This is a genomic window from Kitasatospora purpeofusca (assembly GCF_036010405.1).
Lineage (GTDB): Bacteria > Actinomycetota > Actinomycetes > Streptomycetales > Streptomycetaceae > Kitasatospora > Kitasatospora purpeofusca.
On record NZ_CP108561.1, the window covers coordinates 6,401,586 to 6,419,169 of the forward strand.

The window sequence follows — 17,584 nt, forward strand, 5'->3', positions numbered from 1 at the left end:
GGGCTCGGGGCCTCAGCGCTCCGGGTGCCGTCGGCGCGGGGACAGGCGGCCGGTGAGCGGCCACCGGGCCAGCGTCCACAGGACCAGGCCGCCCAGGCACCAGCTGGCCACCACGTCCAGCAGCCAGTGGTAGTCGCTCCACACCAGCCCCAGTCCGACGCCCACGGCCAGCAGCGTCGCCAGCGCGGCGAGCGCGCGCCGCCCGCGCGGCGCGGCCGTCCGCGCCAGCAGCAGGGCCGCCACCCCGTACCCGAGCGTGGCGGTCGCGGTGTGGCCGGACGGGTACCAGCCCCACTGGTCCGCCGCCAGCGGCAGCCCGAACGGGCCCGGCCGGGCGAACCAGGCCTTCGCCGGCACCACCAGCAGCGGGATCAGCCCCGCCGTCAGCACCGCCACCGGCACCGGCAGCCACCACCGGGCGAACCCCGCCCGGAACTCCCGCCGGGCGGCGACCGCACCGCCCAGCAGCAGCACCGGCACCGCCACCGAACCCCCGCCCAGGTCGGAGAACGCCTTGCCGAGGTGGTTGAGCAGGGCGCTGTGCAGCGCGTGCCGGGTCTCCCGGACGGCGTGCCGGACCCAGTGGTCCAGCTCCAGCAGCGGTCCCGGTCCGTCCACGGCGACCTGCCAGGACACCAGCAGGAGCACCAGGGCGAGGACCGCCGGCACCGCCGGCCGGGCGAGGACGCGAGGCAGCCGCCCCGGAGCAGGGGGGAGAGCTCCGGGGCGGCCCTGATGATCGCCGTTCCGTGCGTCCCGGGGGGTGTGGGCCGGACGGCCGGTCGATCGGCTTTCGGTGTGCACCGCCCCGTACGGGACGGCCTGGTTGTCCTCGCGGCCCTCGCGCGGAGCCGCCCCCTGGGGCGACGCCGCGGACGGCTCCGCCCATGGCTGGGGCTCGCTGTCCATCTGTGATGACACTACGTCAAGGTCCTTGCGCGGCCGAGGAGCTTCAGCGATTCCGCACACCATCTTCACCGTCCGCGCCGGGGATGTCACACCGGGTTCGAAACCCAACGGCCCGCGGGGACTGGAGTCCCCACGGGCCGTTCGGCGCTGTCCGGAACATCCCTCCGGCGGGTATCGGGCGCGGCCCCTGGGCCGCGGGCCGGATCAGACGGTGGCGAAGGCGCCCTCGATGATGTCCAGGCCCTCGTTCAGCAGGTGCTCCGGCATGACCAGCGGCGGCAGGAAGCGCAGCACGTTGCCGTAGGTGCCGGCGGTCAGCACGACCAGGCCCTCGGCGTGGCACGCCTTGGCGATCGCCGCGGTGGCCTCCGGGTTCGGCTCCTTGCCGCCCGGCTTGACCAGCTCGACGGCGATCATCGCGCCGCGGCCGCGGACCTCGCCGACGCGGACGCGGTCGGAGTCGGCGAACTTCTCCTGGATCGCCCGCAGGCGGCCCAGCATGATCTCGCCGATCCGCTGCGCCTTGCCGTTGAGGTCCAGCTCCTTCATGGTCTCGATGGAACCCAGCGCGGCCGCGCAGGCCACCGGGTTGCCGCCGTAGGTGCCGCCCAGGCCACCGGCGTGCGCGGCGTCCATGATCTCGGCGCGACCGGTCACCGCGGCCAGCGGCAGACCGCCGGCGATGCCCTTGGCGGTGGTGATGAGGTCCGGGACGATGCCCTCGTCGTCACAGGCGAACCACTGGCCGGTGCGGCAGAAGCCGGTCTGGATCTCGTCCGCGACGAAGACGATGCCGTTGGCCTTCGCGTACTCGACGATGGCCGGCAGGAAGCCCTTGGCCGGCTCGATGAAGCCGCCCTCGCCCTGGATCGGCTCGATGATGATCGCGGCGACGTTCTCGGCGCCGATCTGCTTGTTGATGATGTCGATCGCCTGCGCGGCGGCCTCGGCGGCGCAGTTCTCGGCACCGGTCAGCCAGCGGTAGGGGTAGGCCACCGGCACCCGGTGGACCTCGGGGGCGAACGGACCGAAGCCCTGCTTGTACGGCATGTTCTTCGCCGTCATGCCCATGGTGAGGTTGGTGCGGCCGTGGTAGCCGTGGTCGAACACCACGACGGCGGTGCGCTTGGTGTACGCGCGGGCGATCTTCACCGCGTTCTCGACCGCCTCGGCGCCCGAGTTGAACAGCGCGGTGCGCTTGTCGTGGTCGCCCGGGGTCAGCTCGTTGAGCTGCTCGGCCACGGCGACGTAGCCCTCGTACGGGGTCACCATGAAACAGGTGTGCGTGAAGGCGGCGAGCTGCTCGGAGGCCTTGGAGACCACGGCCTCGGCGCTGTTGCCGACGTTCGTCACGGCGATGCCGGAGCCGAAGTCGATCAGCGAGTTGCCGTCCACGTCCTCCAGCACGCCGCCGTTGGCGCGGGACACGTACACCGGCAGGGTGGTGCCGACGCCGGCCGCCACCGCACCCAGCTTGCGGGCCTGCAGCTCCTGCGACTTCGGACCGGGGATCGCGGTGACCAGGCGGCGCTCCTGCGGGAGCGGCGTTGCGGCGCTCATGGGTTTCTCCAGACTTCTCGGCTCGGTAGTTCGCAGGCTACGGGGGCGTTCCCCGGGCAGGCATGCGCCACTCGGTAGCACTGGGCCGTCCGACTTGTCCGGGGCGGCCAGCCCGGGCGGAGCCGCTACCGGGAGGCTCCGCTCCACTACATTGAGCGCGGGCGTGTCGCCGGGGCGGTGGCATGGGTATGGGCGGCACCGACGGCGGTCGGGCCGGCGGGCGAGGGAACGGGGCCGTAGATGGGACTGGACGGGGCACGGAGCCACGACGAGCGGACCACCGCCACCCCCCGCACTCCGATGCCGCACCCGCGTCCCCCGGCCCGCGTGCCCTTCGACCTCGCCGCCTGGGCCTCGGCCCCGCGGCCCGAGGCCGATCCGGGCATCTTCCGCCAGGAGCACCGGCAGCTCGACCCCGACCGGGCGGAGGCGGCCAAGGTCCCCACCTGGCCGCTGCTCCTGCGGGCGGGGCTGAACGCGGTGGTGGGGTGGTTCGCCTTTGTCTACGGGACGCAGCTCGCACTGCGCCTCATCGTCCTGACCGTGTGGGTGGACCATCCGTCCTCGACCGCGGTCACGGTGGTGGGACTTTCGGTCAATGCACTGGTCCTCGCCGTGGTCATCAAGGTCTTCGGCCGGATGGGCCGGTGGCCGGAGGTGTGGCGGCGGTACGCCCTGCCGTTGCTGTCGCGGACGGTGACGGAGGAGGTGCCGGTCGCCGAGGAGGAGCAGTCGGAGGCGGCCCGGCGGCGGGATCCGTGGGCGGTGCTGCGGCAGGGCGGGGCCGCCGTCGCGGCCGGGCGGCTGGACGGCGAGGCGGTCGGGGACGTCGACTACGTGCGGATCCGGCGGGCCTGGGAGTCGGCCCAGGCCGATCCGGCCTTCCTGCCGGCCTTCGTCGAGCAGGTGTCGCAGCGCGGTGCCGCCGCGTTCGCGCACCCCTCGGAGGCGCGCGAGCTGCCGGGCCGGGCGGAGCGGCACGATCTGCTGCTGGGCCAGGTGCGGCTCGGCACCGCGCAGGACGTACCGAAGAACCCGCTGACCCACCGGTCGGCCGGTTTCGCGCTGGACCCGGTGGTGCTGGGCACCTCGCTGCTGGCGGTGGGCCCGGCCGGGACGGGGAAGACGGCGCGGCTGGCCCGTCCGGTGGCGGAGGCGCTGTGCCTGCAGGCACTGGCCGGGACGGCGTGCGCGGTGGTGATCGGGGCGGCCGACGCCGACCTGGGGCCGGACGCCTGGTACGACGTGGTGATCGCCCCGGGCGACCCCGCGTCCCGCTACGGGCTGGACCTCTACGGCGCGGCCCAGGACCCGGACGAGGCGGCGGCCCGGTTGGCCGAGGCGCTGCTGCCGGACGAGCTGACGGCGCGCGCCGAGACCGCCAGGACGGCCCTGCAGCAGATGGTCGGCCCGTTCCACGCCGCGTTCGGCCGTTACCCGGGCGTGCGCGAGCTGCGGGCGCTGCTCGCCGGTGAGCCGGATTCGCTGGAGGCCCTGGTGAAGGGGCTGCGCGCGGCGGAGCGGCTGGGCTCCTTCGAGCGGGACCTGGAGCACCGGGAGCACCAGCGCGGCCGGGCGGACGATCCGGGGGCACTGCTGGCGGACCGGCTGGCGCTGCTGGACCGGCCGGCCTTCGAAGGGGTGTTCGCGACCGACGGCACGGGTCGGCCGCCGTTCGCGATGCGGGTGCTGGACCATCCGCTGCGGGTGCGGGTGAAGCTGCCGGAGCGCAGTCATCCGGAGGCGGCGCGGATGCTGTCGCGCCTGCTGGTGGGGCAGTTCGTGCAGGCGGCCGGGTCGCGCGGGGACCGGTCGCTGTTCGCCGGCCTGGTGGTGGACGACGCCTCGGCGGCGCTGGACGCCGGGATCGTGCGCGGTCTGCAGCGGCTGCGCGGGGCGAACGCCGGGGTGGTGCTGCTGCTGCGCACCCTGGTGGACCTGCCGGAGGCGCTGCGGGCGCCGCTGTTCGGGGCGGTGGGCTGCCGGGCGGCGTTCCCCGGCATCGCGCCGTGGGACGGGAAGCTGTTCTCGGAGGCCTGGGGCACCCATCTGGTCCGTGAGACGGCGGTGACGCTGGCCCCGGACACCTCGGGCGGGATCGTGCGGCGGGCCGGGCGGCTGGGGCGCAAGGCGCTGTCGGGGACGACGGCGCAGACGGAGTCGGTGACCACCCGGGAGGTGGAGCGGCTGCGCTGGTCGCCGTCGGACCTCGCGCACGCCCTGCCGGCGGGGCACGCGGTGGTGTCGCTGACGGCGGTGTCGGGGGAGCAGGTGCCGCCGCTGCTGGTGGACCTCCGGGGCTGAGGCGGGCCGTCGGACTGGCCGGTGCGGGCCGCCGATCGGAGTCGGTGCGGGCCCTCGAAGCTCGCCTTCGAGGTGGATTCGGCAGTGCTGGTTGTCCGGAGCGTCCATAATGAGAAGTGGGGTTCCCCCTGGACTCCCGGCTCTCTCCCCGCCCGGCCGCAATGGCGCGGTCGCGTCGCTCCCCCGAAGGTGCCATGCCCCCCACACTTGCCTCCGTCGTCCGCAACACCTCGCTCCATCTGACGGTCCTCGCCGGTGCGGACCATTTGGAGCGGCCGGTCCGCTGGGTGCACACCAGTGAGCTGGACGACCCGACGCCCTTCCTCGAAGGCGGTGAGCTGCTGCTCACCACCGGTATCAAGCTGGGCCGCACGGCCGCCCGGCTGCAGGCGTACGTGCACCGGCTGGCCGACGCGGGGGTGGTCGGGCTGGGGCTCGGGGTCGGGCTGTCGCACACGGAGGTGCCGCAGCCGCTGGTGGACGCGGCGGCGCAGCGCGGGCTGCCGCTGCTGCGGGTGCCGGAGCCGACTCCGTTCATCGCGATCAGCAAGGTCGTGTCGGCGGCGCTGGCGGCCGAGCAGTACGAGGCGGTGACGACCAGCTTCGAGGCGCAGGAGGAGCTGACCCGGGCCGCGCTGGGCAAGGACGGCACGACGGCTGTGGTGCGCCGGCTGGCGGCCCGGCTGGGCGGCTGGGCGGCGCTGTACGACGGTTCGGGCGCGCTGTCGGTGGTGGCGCCGGACTGGGCGGCGCGCCGGGCCGGGCGGCTGGCGGCGGAGGTGGACCGGCTGCGGCGGCGTCCGGCGCCGTCGAGTGCCGCGCTGCAGGGCCGGGCGCCCGGGATAGACACGGCGGACGAGGACTACGTGGTGGTCCAGTCGCTGGGGGCGGACCGGCGGGCGCGCGGGTTCCTGGCGGTCGGTACCGAGGACCGGATCACGCCGACCGAGCGGTATGTGCTGAACGCGGCGGTGGCGCTGCTGACGCTGACCCTGGAGCGGTCGCGGGAGCTGCGGCAGGCCGAGGAGCGGATGGGCGCGGCGCTGCTGCGGATGGTGCTGGCCGGTGAGGTGGCGACGGCGCGGCAGGTGGCGGCCGGCCTGTTCGGCGGGCTGCCGGAGGGGACGGTCCGGGTGCTGGTGGCCGGGGCCGGCCAGGGGGTGGACGCCGGGGAGTCGCTGGGCGAGCTGGGCGACCGGGCGGAGCAGGCGGGTTCGCGGGTCGGCGAGAAGCTGCTGGTGGCGCGGGAGGACGGCGCGCACGGGCTGCGGCTGATGGTGCTGGCGCTGGACAACGGCGCGGTGCACCGGGCGTGCCTGGGTGTGGTGGAGGAGCACGAGGGCGTGTCGCTGGGGGTGTCGGCGCCGGCCGCGCTGGAGGACGCCGGGACGGCGCACGCGCAGGCCGAGCGGGCGCTGGCGGTGGCGCTGCGCGGTGGGCGCCGCTCGGTGGACCATGAGGAGGTCGGTGCCGGTTCGCTGCTGCCGCTGCTCGGGGAGGACGCCGTGACGGCCTTCGCCGAGGGGCTGCTGCGGCCGCTGCGGGAGCACGACCGGACGGCGCGCGGCGATCTGGTGGCCTCGCTGCGGGCGTGGCTGTCGCGGCACGGGCAGTGGGACGCGGCGGCGGCCGATCTCGGGGTGCACCGGCACACGCTGCGGTACCGGATGCGGCGGGTCGAGGAGCTGCTGGGCCGGTCGCTGGACGACACGGACGTCCGGATGGAGCTCTGGCTGGCCCTGCGCTCGGGCGAGGAGTAGCCCACCCGCAGGTCCATCGGCCCCGGACGGCTGGACGCTGTGGAGTGGCCGCGCGGGTGAACGCTACTCCGTGTCCAATCCGGTCGGTGCGTCGGCCGCCCTACCCTCGATTGCGGCTCCACGTCCGTGGGGTCCTGAGGACGACGAGGAGAGGCCGGTACCACGGTGACCACCACGTACGATTTCTGGCTGGCCGGCCGCCGGGCGAGCGGCGATGCCGACTTCGAGGTGCACAACAGCTGGGACGGCCGCCTGGTCGGCAAGGTGAGCGTTCCCACCGAGGCGCAGGTCGAGGAGGCCCTGGAGGCCGCCGTCGCCGCGCTGCCGGTGTTCGCCGCGACCCCGGCGCACGTGCGGTCCGCCGCCCTGGACCACGTGGCCCGGCGCCTGGCCGAGCGCACCGAGGAGATCGCCCGGCTGATCACCGCGGAGAACGGCAAGCCGATCAAGTGGGCCCGCGGCGAGGTCGGCCGTGCCGTCTCGGTGTTCCGCTGGGCCGCCGAGGAGGCCCGCCGGACCAACGGCGAGACCATGCGGCTGGACACCGACCCGGGCGGCGTGGGCCGTTTCGCGCTGGTGCGCCGCTTCCCGCGCGGCGTGGTGCTGGGCATCGCCCCGTTCAACTTCCCGCTGAACCTGGTCGCCCACAAGGTCGCCCCGGCGATCGCGGTCGGCGCGCCGATCATCCTCAAGCCGGCCCCGGCGACCCCGCTGTCGGCCATGGTGCTGGGCGAGATCCTGGCCGAGACCGACCTGCCGACCGGTTCCTGGAGCGTTCTGCCGGTCCCGAACGACCGGATGCCGGCCCTGGTGCAGGACCCGCGGCTGCCGGTGATCTCCTTCACCGGTTCGGACAAGGTCGGCTACCAGATCATGGACTCGGTGCCGCGCAAGCACACCACCCTGGAGCTGGGCGGCAACGCCGCGGCCGTGGTGCTCGCCGACTGGTCCTCCGAGGCGGACCTGGACTGGGCGGCCACCCGGATCGCGATGTTCGCCAACTACCAGGGCGGCCAGTCCTGCATCTCGGTGCAGCGCGTGATCGCCGACGCCTCGGTCTACGACGCGCTGGTGGAGAAGGTCGTCGCCAAGGTGGCCGAGCAGGTCACCGGTGACCCGAACGACGACGCCACGGACGTCGGCCCGCTGGTCGACGAGAACGCGGCGAAGCGGGTCGGGTCCTGGGTGGACGACGCGGTGGCCAAGGGCGCGAAGCTGCTCGCCGGCGGTACCCGCGAGGGCGCGACCTACGCCCCGACCGTGCTGGCCGAGCTGCCGGCGGACGCGATCCTGGCGACCTGCGAGGTGTTCGGCCCGGTGCTGTCGCTGCACCGGGTGGACGGTGTGGACGAGGCCTTCGCCGCCGTCAACAACTCGCCGTTCGGCCTGCAGGCGGGCGTGTTCACGCACGACCTGCAGACCGCCTTCCGCGCCCACCGGGAGCTGGAGGTCGGCGGTGTGATCATCGGCGACGCGCCGTCCTACCGCGCCGACCAGATGCCGTACGGCGGCGTCAAGGACTCCGGCGTCGGCCGTGAGGGCGTCAAGTACGCGATGGACGACTACACCGTCGAGAAGGTCATGGTCCTCAGCGGCCTGGACCTCTGAGACAGGTGCTGACGAAGGGCCCGGCCGCGGTGCGGTCGGGCCCTTCGGCGTACCCGGGGTGCCGGGGGAGCGCTCAGTCGCGGCCGGCGGCGGCCGCGACGGCCTCGGCGACGGTGGCGTCGCCGGAGACCAGGTCCAGGGTCCTCCCCGCGGTGCCGGGCTCGTGCAGCAGGGCGGCGAGCACGGCGGCGACGTCCTGCCGGTCGACGGCGCCGCGCGGGAGGCCGGGGGCGAGCCGGACCAGTCCGGTGCCGGGTCCGTCGGTGAGGCGGCCGGGGCGCAGCACCGTCCAGTCCAGGCCGGGGCGGGCCCTGACCGCGTCGTCGGCGGCGCCCTTGGCCCGCAGGTAGGTCTGGAAGCCCTCGTCGGCGGGGTACTCGGCCCGGGCGTCGGCGCCCATCGAGGAGACGATGAGGTAGCGGCGGACGCCGGCGAGTTCGGCGGCGTCGGCGAGCAGGACGGCGGCGTCCCGGTCGACGGTGAGCTTGCGGGCGGCGCCGCTGCCCGGTCCGGCGCCGGCCGCGAACACCACGGCGTCGGCGCCGTCGAGCAGCCGGGCGAGTTCCGGTGCGGCGGCGGCCTCCAGGTCGAGCAGCAGCGGTTCGGCGCCGGCGGCGGCGAGGTCCTCGGAGTGTTCGGGGCGGCGGACGATTCCGGCGGGCCGGTCGCCCCGGTCGGCGAGCAGCCGTTCCAGTCGGAGGGCGATCTGTCCGTGGCCCCCGGCGATGACGATGCGCATGGCTCCGACGGTAGCCCGGGGCGTGGGCGCCGTCCTGGGGAACCGGTGCGGCGGGTCCGGGGAACCCGTGGTGCGGGGGAGGGGGCCGGGCAGGCCACAATGGGCGCATGACTTCGCTCGCCCACCCGCAGCTGCGGTTCACCCCCGAGGTGACCGACCCTTCCGGCCCCCGGGAGTTGGTGATCCTCGGCTCCACCGGTTCGATCGGCACCCAGGCCATCGACGTGGTGCTCCGCAATCCCGACCGGTTCCGGGTGGTGGCCCTGTCGGCGGCCGGCGGCCGGGTCGAGCTGCTCGCCGAGCAGGCGGTCCGGCTGGGCGTGCACACCGTGGCGGTGGCCGATCCGGCGGCGGAGCCGGCGCTGCGCGAGGCGCTGGCGGCGAAGGCCGCCGGCGGGCCGCTGCCGACCGTGCTGGCCGGTCCGGACGCGGCGACCGAGCTGGCGGCGACGGAGTGCCACTCGGTGCTGAACGGCATCACCGGTTCGATCGGTCTGGGCCCGACGCTGGCGGCGCTGCGGGCCGGCCGGGTGCTGGTGCTGGCCAACAAGGAGTCGCTGATCGTCGGCGGCCCGCTGGTGAAGGCGGTGGCACGGCCGGGCCAGATCGTCCCGGTGGACTCCGAGCACGCCGCGCTGTTCCAGGCGCTGGCCGGCGGCACCCGGGCCGAGGTCCGCAAGCTGGTGGTGACCGCGAGCGGTGGCCCGTTCCGCGGCCGGAGCCGCGCGGAGCTGGCCGGGGTGACCCCCGCCGACGCGCTGGCGCACCCGACCTGGGCGATGGGCCCGGTCGTCACGATCAACTCCGCCACCCTGGTGAACAAGGGCCTGGAGGTGATCGAGGCGCACCTGCTCTACGACGTGCCGTTCGACCGGATCGAGGTCGTGGTCCATCCGCAGTCGGTCGTGCACTCGATGGTGGAGTTCACGGACGGTTCCACGCTGGCGCAGGCGAGTCCGCCGGACATGCGGATGCCGATCGCGCTCGGCCTGGGCTGGCCGGACCGGGTCCCGGACGCGGCCCCGGGCTGCGACTGGACCAAGGCCGCGACCTGGGAGTTCTTCCCGCTGGACGACGAGGCCTTCCCGGCGGTCCGGCTGGCCCGCGAGGTCGGCACCCTGGGCGGTACCTGCCCGGCCGTGTTCAACGCCGCGAACGAGGAGTGTGTGGACGCCTTCCTGAAGGGCCGCCTCGCCTTCACCGGGATCGTGGACACTGTGGCGAAGGTCGTGGCCGAGCACGGCGCCCCGGCCGCGGGAACTTCTCTGACGGTGGAGGACGTCCTGAACGCGGAGGACTGGGCGCGCGCCCGGGCCCGCGAGCTGGCGGCGGGCTGACGGTCCGCCCGCACGGGCGGCACCACCGCGGCGGGGCCGTCCGGACGGCGCCGCCCGGAGGACCGGTACGACGACAGGACGATCGGAGCGGAATGACGGAGGCGCAGCGGTGGCAACGGTGATGACGGTGGTCGGCATCCTGGTCTTCGTACTGGGACTGCTCTTCTCGATCGCCTGGCACGAGCTCGGCCACCTCTCCACGGCCAAGCTGTTCGGCATTCGGGTGCCGCAGTACATGGTCGGCTTCGGGCCGACGATCTGGTCGCGGAAGAAGGGCGACACCGAGTACGGCCTCAAGGCCGTGCCGCTGGGCGGGTACATCCGGATGATCGGGATGTTCCCGCCGGGTGCGGACGGGCGGATCACCCAGCGCTCGACCTCGCCCTGGCGGTCCATGATCGAGGACGCCCGGGAAGCCTCCTACGAGGAGGTGAAGGAGGGCGACGAGTCCCGGCTGTTCTACACGCGCAAGCCGTGGAAGCGCGTGATCGTCATGTTCGCCGGGCCGTTCATGAACCTGCTGCTCTCGTTCGGGCTCTTCCTGACCGTGATGATGGGCTTCGGCGTCTCGATGGCGGTGCCGACCATCGGCACCGTCTCGGAGTGCGTGGTCAAGGCGGGCCAGGCGACCGACACCTGCCCGGCGGACGCCCCGGCGGCGCCCGCCTTCCAGGCCGGGCTGCGGCCGGGCGACCGGGTGGTGTCCTTCGACGGCGACCGGATCGGCAGCTACGAGCAGCTCCAGGCCGACATCCGGAAGTCGGCCGGCAAGCAGGTCGAGCTGGTGGTCGAGCGCGACGGTCAGCGGGTGACCCTCGGACCGACCATCGCCGTCAACGACGTGCAGAAGTACGACGACCAGGGCCTGCCGGTCAAGGGCGAGACGGTGCGGGCCGGCTTCCTCGGCTTCACCCCGACCACGGGCGTGGTCCAGCTCGGCCTCGGGCAGTCCGTCGACCGGATGTACGACATGGCGGAGAACGGCGTGGAGTCGCTGGTCGCGCTGCCGGGCAAGATCCCCGGACTGTGGCACTCGGTGGTCGACGGCGCCCCGCGCGAGACGGACTCCCCGATCGGCATGGTCGGCGCGGCGCGGGTGAGCGGCGAGGTGTTCTCGCTGGACATCCCGGGCAGCCAGCGGGTCGCCTACTTCGTCAACCTGCTCGCCGGCATCAACCTCTCGCTGTTCCTCTTCAACATGCTGCCGCTGCTGCCGCTGGACGGCGGCCACATCGCGGGCGCGGTCTGGGAGTCGGTCCGCCGCCGGTTCGCACGGCTGTTCCGCCGTCCCGACCCCGGTCCGTTCGACGTGGCCCGGCTGATGCCGCTCGCGTACGTGGTGGCCAGCGTGTTCATCGGCTTCACCCTGCTGGTGCTGGTCGCCGACCTGGTGAACCCGGTCAAGATCAGTTAGAGCGGTCGGCCGGTGGGTGCGCGGACGCCCGTTCCCGTGCCGTACCGTTGGAGCCCGGGCGCGCGAACGTCGGCGCGCCCGGGTTCGGCCGTCCCAGCGGCCGGGCCGACCACACATCGACCCCGGGGAACCCTGCGCACATGACCGCGATCTCGCTCGGTATTCCGTCTCTGCCGCTCAAGCCGCTCGCCAAGCGCCGGGTCTCCCGTCAGATCATGGTCGGCAACGTGCCGGTCGGCGGCGACGCCCCCGTCTCGGTGCAGTCCATGACCACCACGCTGACCTCGGACATCAACGCCACCCTGCAGCAGATCGCGGAGCTCACCGCTTCCGGCTGCCAGATCGTGCGGGTCGCCGTCCCGTCCCAGGACGACGCGGACGCGCTGCCGATCATCGCGAAGAAGTCGCAGATCCCGGTGATCGCCGACATCCACTTCCAGCCGAAGTACGTCTTCGCCGCGATCGACGCCGGCTGCGCCGCGGTCCGGGTCAACCCGGGCAACATCAAGGCCTTCGACGACAAGGTCGGCGAGATCGCCAAGGCCGCCAAGGGCGCCGGGGTGCCGATCCGGATCGGCGTCAACGCCGGTTCGCTCGACAAGCGCCTGCTGGAGAAGTACGGCCGGGCTACCCCCGAGGCGCTGGTCGAGTCCGCGCTCTGGGAGTGCTCGCTGTTCGAGGAGCACGACTTCCGCGACATCAAGATCTCGGTCAAGCACAACGACCCGGTCGTGATGATCAACGCCTACCGCCAGCTCGCCGCCGCCTGCGACTACCCGCTGCACCTCGGCGTCACCGAGGCCGGCCCCGCGTTCCAGGGCACCATCAAGTCCGCGGTCGCCTTCGGCGCGCTGCTGGCCGAGGGCATCGGCGACACCATCCGGGTCTCGCTGAGCGCCCCGCCGGCCGAGGAGATCAAGGTCGGCAACCAGATCCTGGAGTCGCTCGGCCTGCGCCAGCGCGGTCTGGAGATCGTCTCCTGCCCGTCCTGCGGCCGCGCCCAGGTGGACGTCTACAAGCTCGCCGAGGAGGTCACGGCCGGCCTGGAGGGCATGAACGTGCCGCTGCGCGTCGCGGTCATGGGCTGCGTCGTCAACGGCCCGGGCGAGGCCCGCGAGGCCGACCTCGGGGTCGCCTCCGGCAACGGCAAGGGCCAGATCTTCGTCAAGGGCGAGGTCATCAAGACCGTCCCAGAGTCCAAGATCGTGGAGACCCTGATCGAGGAGGCGTTCAAGATCGCCGAGCAGATGGAGTCGGAGGGCGTCGAGTCCGGCGCGCCGACCGTCACCGCCGGCGAGTGACCCACCCCGGTGCCGGGTAGGTCCGAGCTGTTCTTCCGGAAGCGGGGCCGTCCGTGCGCGGACGGCCCCGCGGCCGTGCCCGGGTGGGGGCAGGGAGTAGGGTGCGGCCACCGTCGTCTCAGTAAGGTGCTGTCTCGATGCTCGATCGAGGTGTGATGCTCCCCAGCTCGTTCCAGGCCGCCCGTGCCCTGGCGACCACCCGCGTGCTGGAACCGCCGGACCTCGCCGACGCCCTCGCCGTCCTCCACCGCGACCCGGTCGCCAACGCCTTCGTGGCCACCCGGGTGGAGGCCGTCGGCCTCGACCCCTGGCGGCTCGGCGGCGAGATGTGGGGCTGGTACGACGAGCACGGCGAACTCGACGCGCTCTGCTACGCCGGGGCCAACCTCGTCCTGGTGGACGCCGGCCCGCAGGCCGTCCAGGCCTTCGCCGAACGCGCCCGCAGACAGGGGCGCCGCTGCTCCTCCATCGTCGGTCCGGCCGGGCCCACCTCGGCCCTGTGGGCGCTGCTGGAGCGCAGCTGGGGGCCCGCCCGTGAGGTCAGGGCGCACCAGCCGCTGCTCGCCACCGCGGTGCCGTCCGCCGAGATCGCCCCGGACCCGCTGGTGCGGCGGGTGCGGCAGGACGAGGTGGACATCCTGATGCCGGCCTGCGTGGCCATGTTCACCGAGGAGGTCGGCGTCTCGCCGCTGGCCGGTGACGGCGGGCTGCTGTACCAGGCCCGGGTCGCCGAACTCGTCACCACCGGACGCTCGTTCGCCCGCTTCGGCGAGGACGGCGAGGTCGTGTTCAAGGCCGAGATCGGGGCGGTCACCGAGGGCGCCTGCCAGATCCAGGGGGTCTGGGTCGCGCCCGAGCACCGGGGGCAGGGGCTGTCCGAGACCGGGATGGCCGCGGTGCTGGAGGTCGCGCTGCGCGAGGTCGCGCCGGTGGTGTCGCTGTACGTCAACGACTACAACCTGCGGGCGCGGGCCTCCTACCGGCGGGTGGGGTTCCGGGAGGTCGGGGCGTTCATGAGCGTGCTGTTCTGACGGCCGACCGGCCGCCGGTCGCCGGGTTGCCGGTGCGGGCCGCGTGGCGGGTGGGCGGGGGGTAACGTCCGGGGCATGGAACGGGTGACTGGGGTGATGGCGGGGTGACCGGGGTGACTGGGCCGGCCGGGGTGCGGATCGAGGCCATCGACCTCGCGGCATGGGCTCCGCAGGCACTCGACGTCCAGGCGGTGGCGTTCGGGCTCACGCCCGAGGAGGTCATGGTCCGGCTCCACATCGTCGGACGGCACGCCCAGCAGCCCGGGGTGATCGCGCTCGGGGCGGTCAGCGGCGGCCGGCTGGTCGGGTTCGGGTACGGGATGCCGAACCGGCGCGACCACTGGTGGAGCACGGTGATCGAGCCCTATCTGGTCGCCCGGGGGCACGGGGCCTGGCTGGACGGCGTCTTCGCCGTCACCGAACTGCACGTGCTGCCGGAGTTCCAGGGGCGGGGCGTCGGCTCGGCGCTGATCCGGACGCTGACCGCGCGGTCGGGGGCGGACCGCAGCATCCTCTCCGCGATCGACGCGGAGACGCCGGCCCGGCGGCTCTACCGGGCGCTGGGCTACCGGGACCTCGCGCGGGCCGTGCACTTCCCGAACACCGAGCGGCGCTACGCGGTGATGGGGGCTCCGCTGCCGTTGCGCGGGGCGGGCGGCGCGGACGTGGTTCAGAGCGCGCCGGCGAACTCCAGGTAGAGCTCGGCGTCCGGGCGGCGGCCCTCGGCGAGGGCGGCGCCGGCCAGGTCGACGGCGCGGACCAGGGTCCAGCCGCGGAGCCGGTCCCGGTCCACCTCCAGGGCTTCGGCGAGCTGGTGCAGCCGGCGGCGGACGGCGGCCGGGAGGCCGGGGGAGCCGACGAGGGTGTCGGCGCGGTCCAGGGTGAGGCGGGCCAGGTCGTAGGCGCGTTCGCCGACCAGCGGCCGGGGGTCGATCGCGAGCCAGGGCGCGCGGTCGGCGGCGAGCACATTGCCGTGGTGGAAGTCGCCGTGCAGCAGGAACTCCTCGGCGGCGGAGGCGGCGAGGGCGGCGGCTGTCTCTTCGGCCTCGGTGAGGAGGGGACCGGCCTCGGCCGGGAGGTCCGCGGCGGTGGCGGCGGGCGACGGGGCGGGCAGGCCGGGGAGGTCGTGCCCCGGGGGGACCGGGGTCCAGAGCCGGTGCAGCAGGCTGGTGGCCTCCAGCATGGCCTTGGGTTCGGCGAGGGAGCGCAGCGGGATCCCGCCGTGCAGTCGCTCCAGGAGGAGGACGGTCGTGCCGGGGTCGGGAGCGGCGGTGCCGAGCAGCAGGACGGCGCCGCGGCCGGCCCAGGCGGTGAGTGCCTCGGCCTCGTGGGCGGTGCCGGGGGTGCGGAGGGAGACCTTGAGCACGGCCGGAGCGAGGTCGTCGTCGCGGTGGACGTAGGCGACCAGGGCGAGCGAGCCGCCGGGGTCCAGGACGCGGTCCAGGGTGAGGTGCAGCCGGGCGAGCTCGGCGGTGACGAGGGCGGGGAGGGCGGCCAGCCAGCGGTCCGCCTCCTCGGGGCGGACGGCGGTGACGTTCCGCGCGAGCCGGTCGGGGACGGTGATCTGCCCTGGTGCTGCTGCCGACATGCCGGCCTTTCGGTAGCGGTTCCCCCGTGGTGGTACGGCTCCATTGTCGGTGATGGGAGGGCCGGGGGCGCTGGGACGGAGCAGGGGCCGGGCTCCGGCTACGGGGTGGGGGTACTCGTCCCGGCGGGGGTGTCGGCGAGGCCGGGGAAGGCGGTGGGGGCGGCGCCCCACTGGCGGGCGCGGAGGGCGGACTCGCGCAGGGCGTCGGCGGCCAGTGGCCGCTGGGGGGTGGGGACGGCGGCGACCAGGTCGGCGTAGACGGTGGCCAGGCGGGTTTCCAGGTGGGCGGCGAGGCGGCCGGCGGAGGCCGCGTCGGTGACCGGGAAGGGCAGCTGGTAGCCGGCGGCCGCCGGGCCGGGGGTGGCGCCGGCGCCGGCCAGGAGGCGCTGCCAGGCGTCGCGGCGGGCCTGGTGGGCGGCGAGCGAGGTACGGGCCGCGGTGCGCTGCCCGTCGTCGGTGACGCGGGCACCGACCACCCCGTAGCCGTAGACGGTGGCGTGCTCCGCGCCGAGGGCGTCCTGGAAGGGGGCGGTCGTGCCGGCGGCGGACGCGGACGCGCCGGTGGACGCGCTGGTGGACGCGGAGGCGGAAGGCGCCGGGGCGGCGGCAGCGGCCGGGGCGGCGTCGCCGAGGGCCACGGCGTGCAGGACGCCGGCCGCGGAGACCGAGGCCAGCAGGCGGGCCAGCGGCGGCGAGGCGGCACCCAGGTCGGCCAGTCGGGCCTGGGCGGTCTGGCGTTCGAGGGAGGCCAGCGCGGCGGTGGTCGGTACGGCGGGGGCGGTGGTGGACGCGGAGGCGCCGGGGGTACCGGAAGCACCGGGGGTACCGGTGCCGGTGCCGGTGCCGGAAGTGCCGGTGCCGGGGGAGGGGGTCGGCGCGGGGGTGGCGGTGTCCAGGGCCGCGCGGTGGCGGGCGACGTCCTCGCGCAGCGGCTGGAGCTGGGGTGCCTGCGGGAGCAGGGCGTCGTAGGCGGCCAGCAGGGCGTCGGTGGCGTCGAGGGCGCGTCGGCGGACCGGCTCGTCCGGGTCGGGCCGGTTGTGGTCGCCGGCCGGGCTGCCCGGGTCCCGGTGGGGCGAGTCGGTGCAGGCGGTCAGCGCTCCGCCGGTGAGGAGCAGCCCGAGGGCCAGGAAGGTCCGTCGGCTGGGCGGCTGCATGGGTGTCACTCCGGGGCGGGTACGGGAGGACGGCCTGCCCTCGCTGGCGTGAATGATTACAGAATCCTCACCTGTGTGGGCGTGGATTGCCCTCGCGGCCGGTGCGGGCGACCCGTGTGAGCTTGCTCGCACCGGGCCGGGAGGGGGTGGCGGCGGCAGGGGCGGAATCGGTGGTTGGGCGGTTCACCGGCTAGGCTTTGGGCCGAGCTGCCGCGACCCGGCCGCGCGCCGGAACGGCGCCGGTGGGCGCGGTGCGACCTTCCGACAACAGCAGACGCGGCCGAGGAGTCCACCCGGATGAGCACCACCCACATCGACCGGCTGCGTGCGTTGCTGGAGCCGCTGGCCGCGCAGTCGGGCCTGGACCTGGAGGACGTCAAGGTCACCCAGGCGGGCAGCCGCCGCCAGGTGCAGATCGACGTGGACGCCGAGGACGGCGTGGACCTGGACACCGTCGCCGAGTTCAGCCGGGTGGTCGGCGAGGCCCTGGACGGGTCGGACGTGATGGGTTCCGGCGCGTACGTGCTGGAGGTCGGTTCGCCGGGTGCGGAGCGTCCGCTGGACCTGCCCCGGCACTGGATCCGGGCCGAGGGCCGGCTGGCGAAGATCCACCTGGTCGACGGCGGGGAGATCGTCGCCCGGGTGCTGGCGGCGGACGAGGACGGCGCGCTGGTCGAGGTGCAGCCGGTCAAGGGCCGCGGCCGGGCCAAGGAGCGCCGACTGGAGTACGCCGAGGTCGACCGTGCTCGTGTCCAGGTGGAGTTCAACCGCAAGGACGACGAGGAGCTCGACGAGCTGCTCGAAGAGGGGGACGACGGTGCGGAGTGACGACCTGCGCACCGACCGCACCATGAAGAACGTGACGAAAGACGAGGAGGC

14 protein-coding genes are annotated in these 17,584 nt (G+C 74.5%); 9 read left to right on the forward strand and 5 right to left on the reverse strand.

Annotation, left to right across the window (positions count from 1 at the left end; all coding sequences use genetic code 11):
• Positions 1–12: 12 nt before the first annotated feature.
• Positions 13–909 carry a phosphatase PAP2 family protein gene (locus tag OG715_RS28125; protein ID WP_266274464.1) on the reverse strand — a complete coding sequence of 299 codons (897 nt, stop codon included), beginning with the start codon at positions 907–909 and terminating at the stop codon, positions 13–15.
• 204 nt (positions 910–1,113) lie between these two features.
• A complete protein-coding gene (gene gabT, locus OG715_RS28130) occupies positions 1,114–2,469 on the reverse strand; it encodes a 4-aminobutyrate--2-oxoglutarate transaminase (RefSeq protein ID WP_266274463.1) in 1,356 nt (451 codons plus the stop codon).
• A 240-nt stretch (positions 2,470–2,709) separates the two neighbouring features.
• On the opposite strand from gabT, the gene OG715_RS28135 reads away from it, so the two are divergent.
• From OG715_RS28135 to OG715_RS28145, 3 genes are all read left to right on the forward strand, one after another.
• Positions 2,710–4,773 (forward strand): ATP-binding protein, encoded by a 2,064-nt coding sequence (locus OG715_RS28135; RefSeq protein ID WP_266274462.1) that lies wholly within the window; start codon positions 2,710–2,712, stop codon positions 4,771–4,773.
• A 194-nt stretch (positions 4,774–4,967) separates the two neighbouring features.
• On the forward strand, positions 4,968–6,533 hold the full coding sequence (locus OG715_RS28140; protein WP_266274461.1) for a PucR family transcriptional regulator: 1,566 nt from the start codon (positions 4,968–4,970) through the stop codon (positions 6,531–6,533).
• 165 nt (positions 6,534–6,698) lie between these two features.
• Positions 6,699–8,141 (forward strand): aldehyde dehydrogenase family protein, encoded by a 1,443-nt coding sequence (locus OG715_RS28145; protein ID WP_266274460.1) that lies wholly within the window; start codon positions 6,699–6,701, stop codon positions 8,139–8,141.
• A 73-nt stretch (positions 8,142–8,214) separates the two neighbouring features.
• On the opposite strand, the gene OG715_RS28150 is transcribed toward OG715_RS28145, so the two are convergent.
• The gene (locus OG715_RS28150) at positions 8,215–8,880 is read right to left on the reverse strand and encodes an NAD(P)H-binding protein (protein WP_266274459.1); all 666 of its coding nucleotides are present in this window, start codon (positions 8,878–8,880) and stop codon (positions 8,215–8,217) included.
• Positions 8,881–8,987: 107 nt separating this feature from the next.
• On the opposite strand from OG715_RS28150, the gene dxr reads away from it, so the two are divergent.
• From dxr to OG715_RS28175, 5 genes are all read left to right on the forward strand, one after another.
• Positions 8,988–10,217 carry a 1-deoxy-D-xylulose-5-phosphate reductoisomerase gene (dxr, locus tag OG715_RS28155; RefSeq protein ID WP_266274458.1) on the forward strand — a complete coding sequence of 410 codons (1,230 nt, stop codon included), beginning with the start codon at positions 8,988–8,990 and terminating at the stop codon, positions 10,215–10,217.
• Between the two features lie 109 nt (positions 10,218–10,326).
• Positions 10,327–11,631, forward strand: coding sequence for a M50 family metallopeptidase (locus OG715_RS28160; RefSeq protein WP_266274457.1), 1,305 nt, complete (start codon positions 10,327–10,329; stop codon positions 11,629–11,631).
• 140 nt (positions 11,632–11,771) lie between these two features.
• Positions 11,772–12,932, forward strand: a complete 1,161-nt coding sequence (gene ispG, locus OG715_RS28165) for a flavodoxin-dependent (E)-4-hydroxy-3-methylbut-2-enyl-diphosphate synthase (protein WP_030397739.1) — start codon at positions 11,772–11,774, stop codon at positions 12,930–12,932.
• A 155-nt stretch (positions 12,933–13,087) separates the two neighbouring features.
• Positions 13,088–13,963: a GNAT family N-acetyltransferase gene (locus tag OG715_RS28170; protein WP_266274738.1), complete on the forward strand. Its 876-nt coding sequence runs from the start codon at positions 13,088–13,090 to the stop codon at positions 13,961–13,963.
• Positions 13,964–14,067: 104 nt separating this feature from the next.
• Positions 14,068–14,661 (forward strand): GNAT family N-acetyltransferase, encoded by a 594-nt coding sequence (locus OG715_RS28175; RefSeq protein ID WP_380387993.1) that lies wholly within the window; start codon positions 14,068–14,070, stop codon positions 14,659–14,661.
• Here the strand turns inward: OG715_RS28175 and OG715_RS28180 are convergent.
• Both OG715_RS28180 and OG715_RS28185 read right to left on the reverse strand, forming a co-directional pair.
• Positions 14,634–15,551, reverse strand: a complete 918-nt coding sequence (locus tag OG715_RS28180) for an aminoglycoside phosphotransferase family protein (RefSeq protein WP_266274456.1) — start codon at positions 15,549–15,551, stop codon at positions 14,634–14,636. The two genes, OG715_RS28175 and OG715_RS28180, sit on opposite strands and share 28 nt — an antisense overlap.
• A 98-nt stretch (positions 15,552–15,649) precedes the next feature.
• A complete protein-coding gene (locus OG715_RS28185) occupies positions 15,650–16,705 on the reverse strand; it encodes a ferritin-like domain-containing protein (RefSeq protein WP_323182243.1) in 1,056 nt (351 codons plus the stop codon).
• A gap of 297 nt (positions 16,706–17,002) precedes the next feature.
• On the opposite strand from OG715_RS28185, the gene rimP reads away from it, so the two are divergent.
• Positions 17,003–17,533, forward strand: a complete 531-nt coding sequence (gene rimP / locus OG715_RS28190; RefSeq protein ID WP_266274455.1) for a ribosome maturation factor RimP — start codon at positions 17,003–17,005, stop codon at positions 17,531–17,533.
• Positions 17,534–17,584 lie beyond the last annotated feature (51 nt).

Coding starts and splice junctions, on each gene's coding strand:
- OG715_RS28135 (WP_266274462.1), top strand. CDS start 2,710: ATGGGACTGGACGGGGCACGGAGCCACGACGAGCGGACCACCGCCACC.
- OG715_RS28185 (WP_323182243.1), bottom strand. CDS start 16,705: ATGCAGCCGCCCAGCCGACGGACCTTCCTGGCCCTCGGGCTGCTCCTC.
- OG715_RS28150 (WP_266274459.1), bottom strand. CDS start 8,880: ATGCGCATCGTCATCGCCGGGGGCCACGGACAGATCGCCCTCCGACTG.
- gabT (WP_266274463.1), bottom strand. CDS start 2,469: ATGAGCGCCGCAACGCCGCTCCCGCAGGAGCGCCGCCTGGTCACCGCG.
- ispG (WP_030397739.1), top strand. CDS start 11,772: ATGACCGCGATCTCGCTCGGTATTCCGTCTCTGCCGCTCAAGCCGCTC.
- dxr (WP_266274458.1), top strand. CDS start 8,988: ATGACTTCGCTCGCCCACCCGCAGCTGCGGTTCACCCCCGAGGTGACC.
- OG715_RS28170 (WP_266274738.1), top strand. CDS start 13,088: ATGCTCCCCAGCTCGTTCCAGGCCGCCCGTGCCCTGGCGACCACCCGC.
- OG715_RS28140 (WP_266274461.1), top strand. CDS start 4,968: ATGCCCCCCACACTTGCCTCCGTCGTCCGCAACACCTCGCTCCATCTG.
- OG715_RS28125 (WP_266274464.1), bottom strand. CDS start 909: ATGGACAGCGAGCCCCAGCCATGGGCGGAGCCGTCCGCGGCGTCGCCC.
- rimP (WP_266274455.1), top strand. CDS start 17,003: ATGAGCACCACCCACATCGACCGGCTGCGTGCGTTGCTGGAGCCGCTG.
- OG715_RS28180 (WP_266274456.1), bottom strand. CDS start 15,551: ATGTCGGCAGCAGCACCAGGGCAGATCACCGTCCCCGACCGGCTCGCG.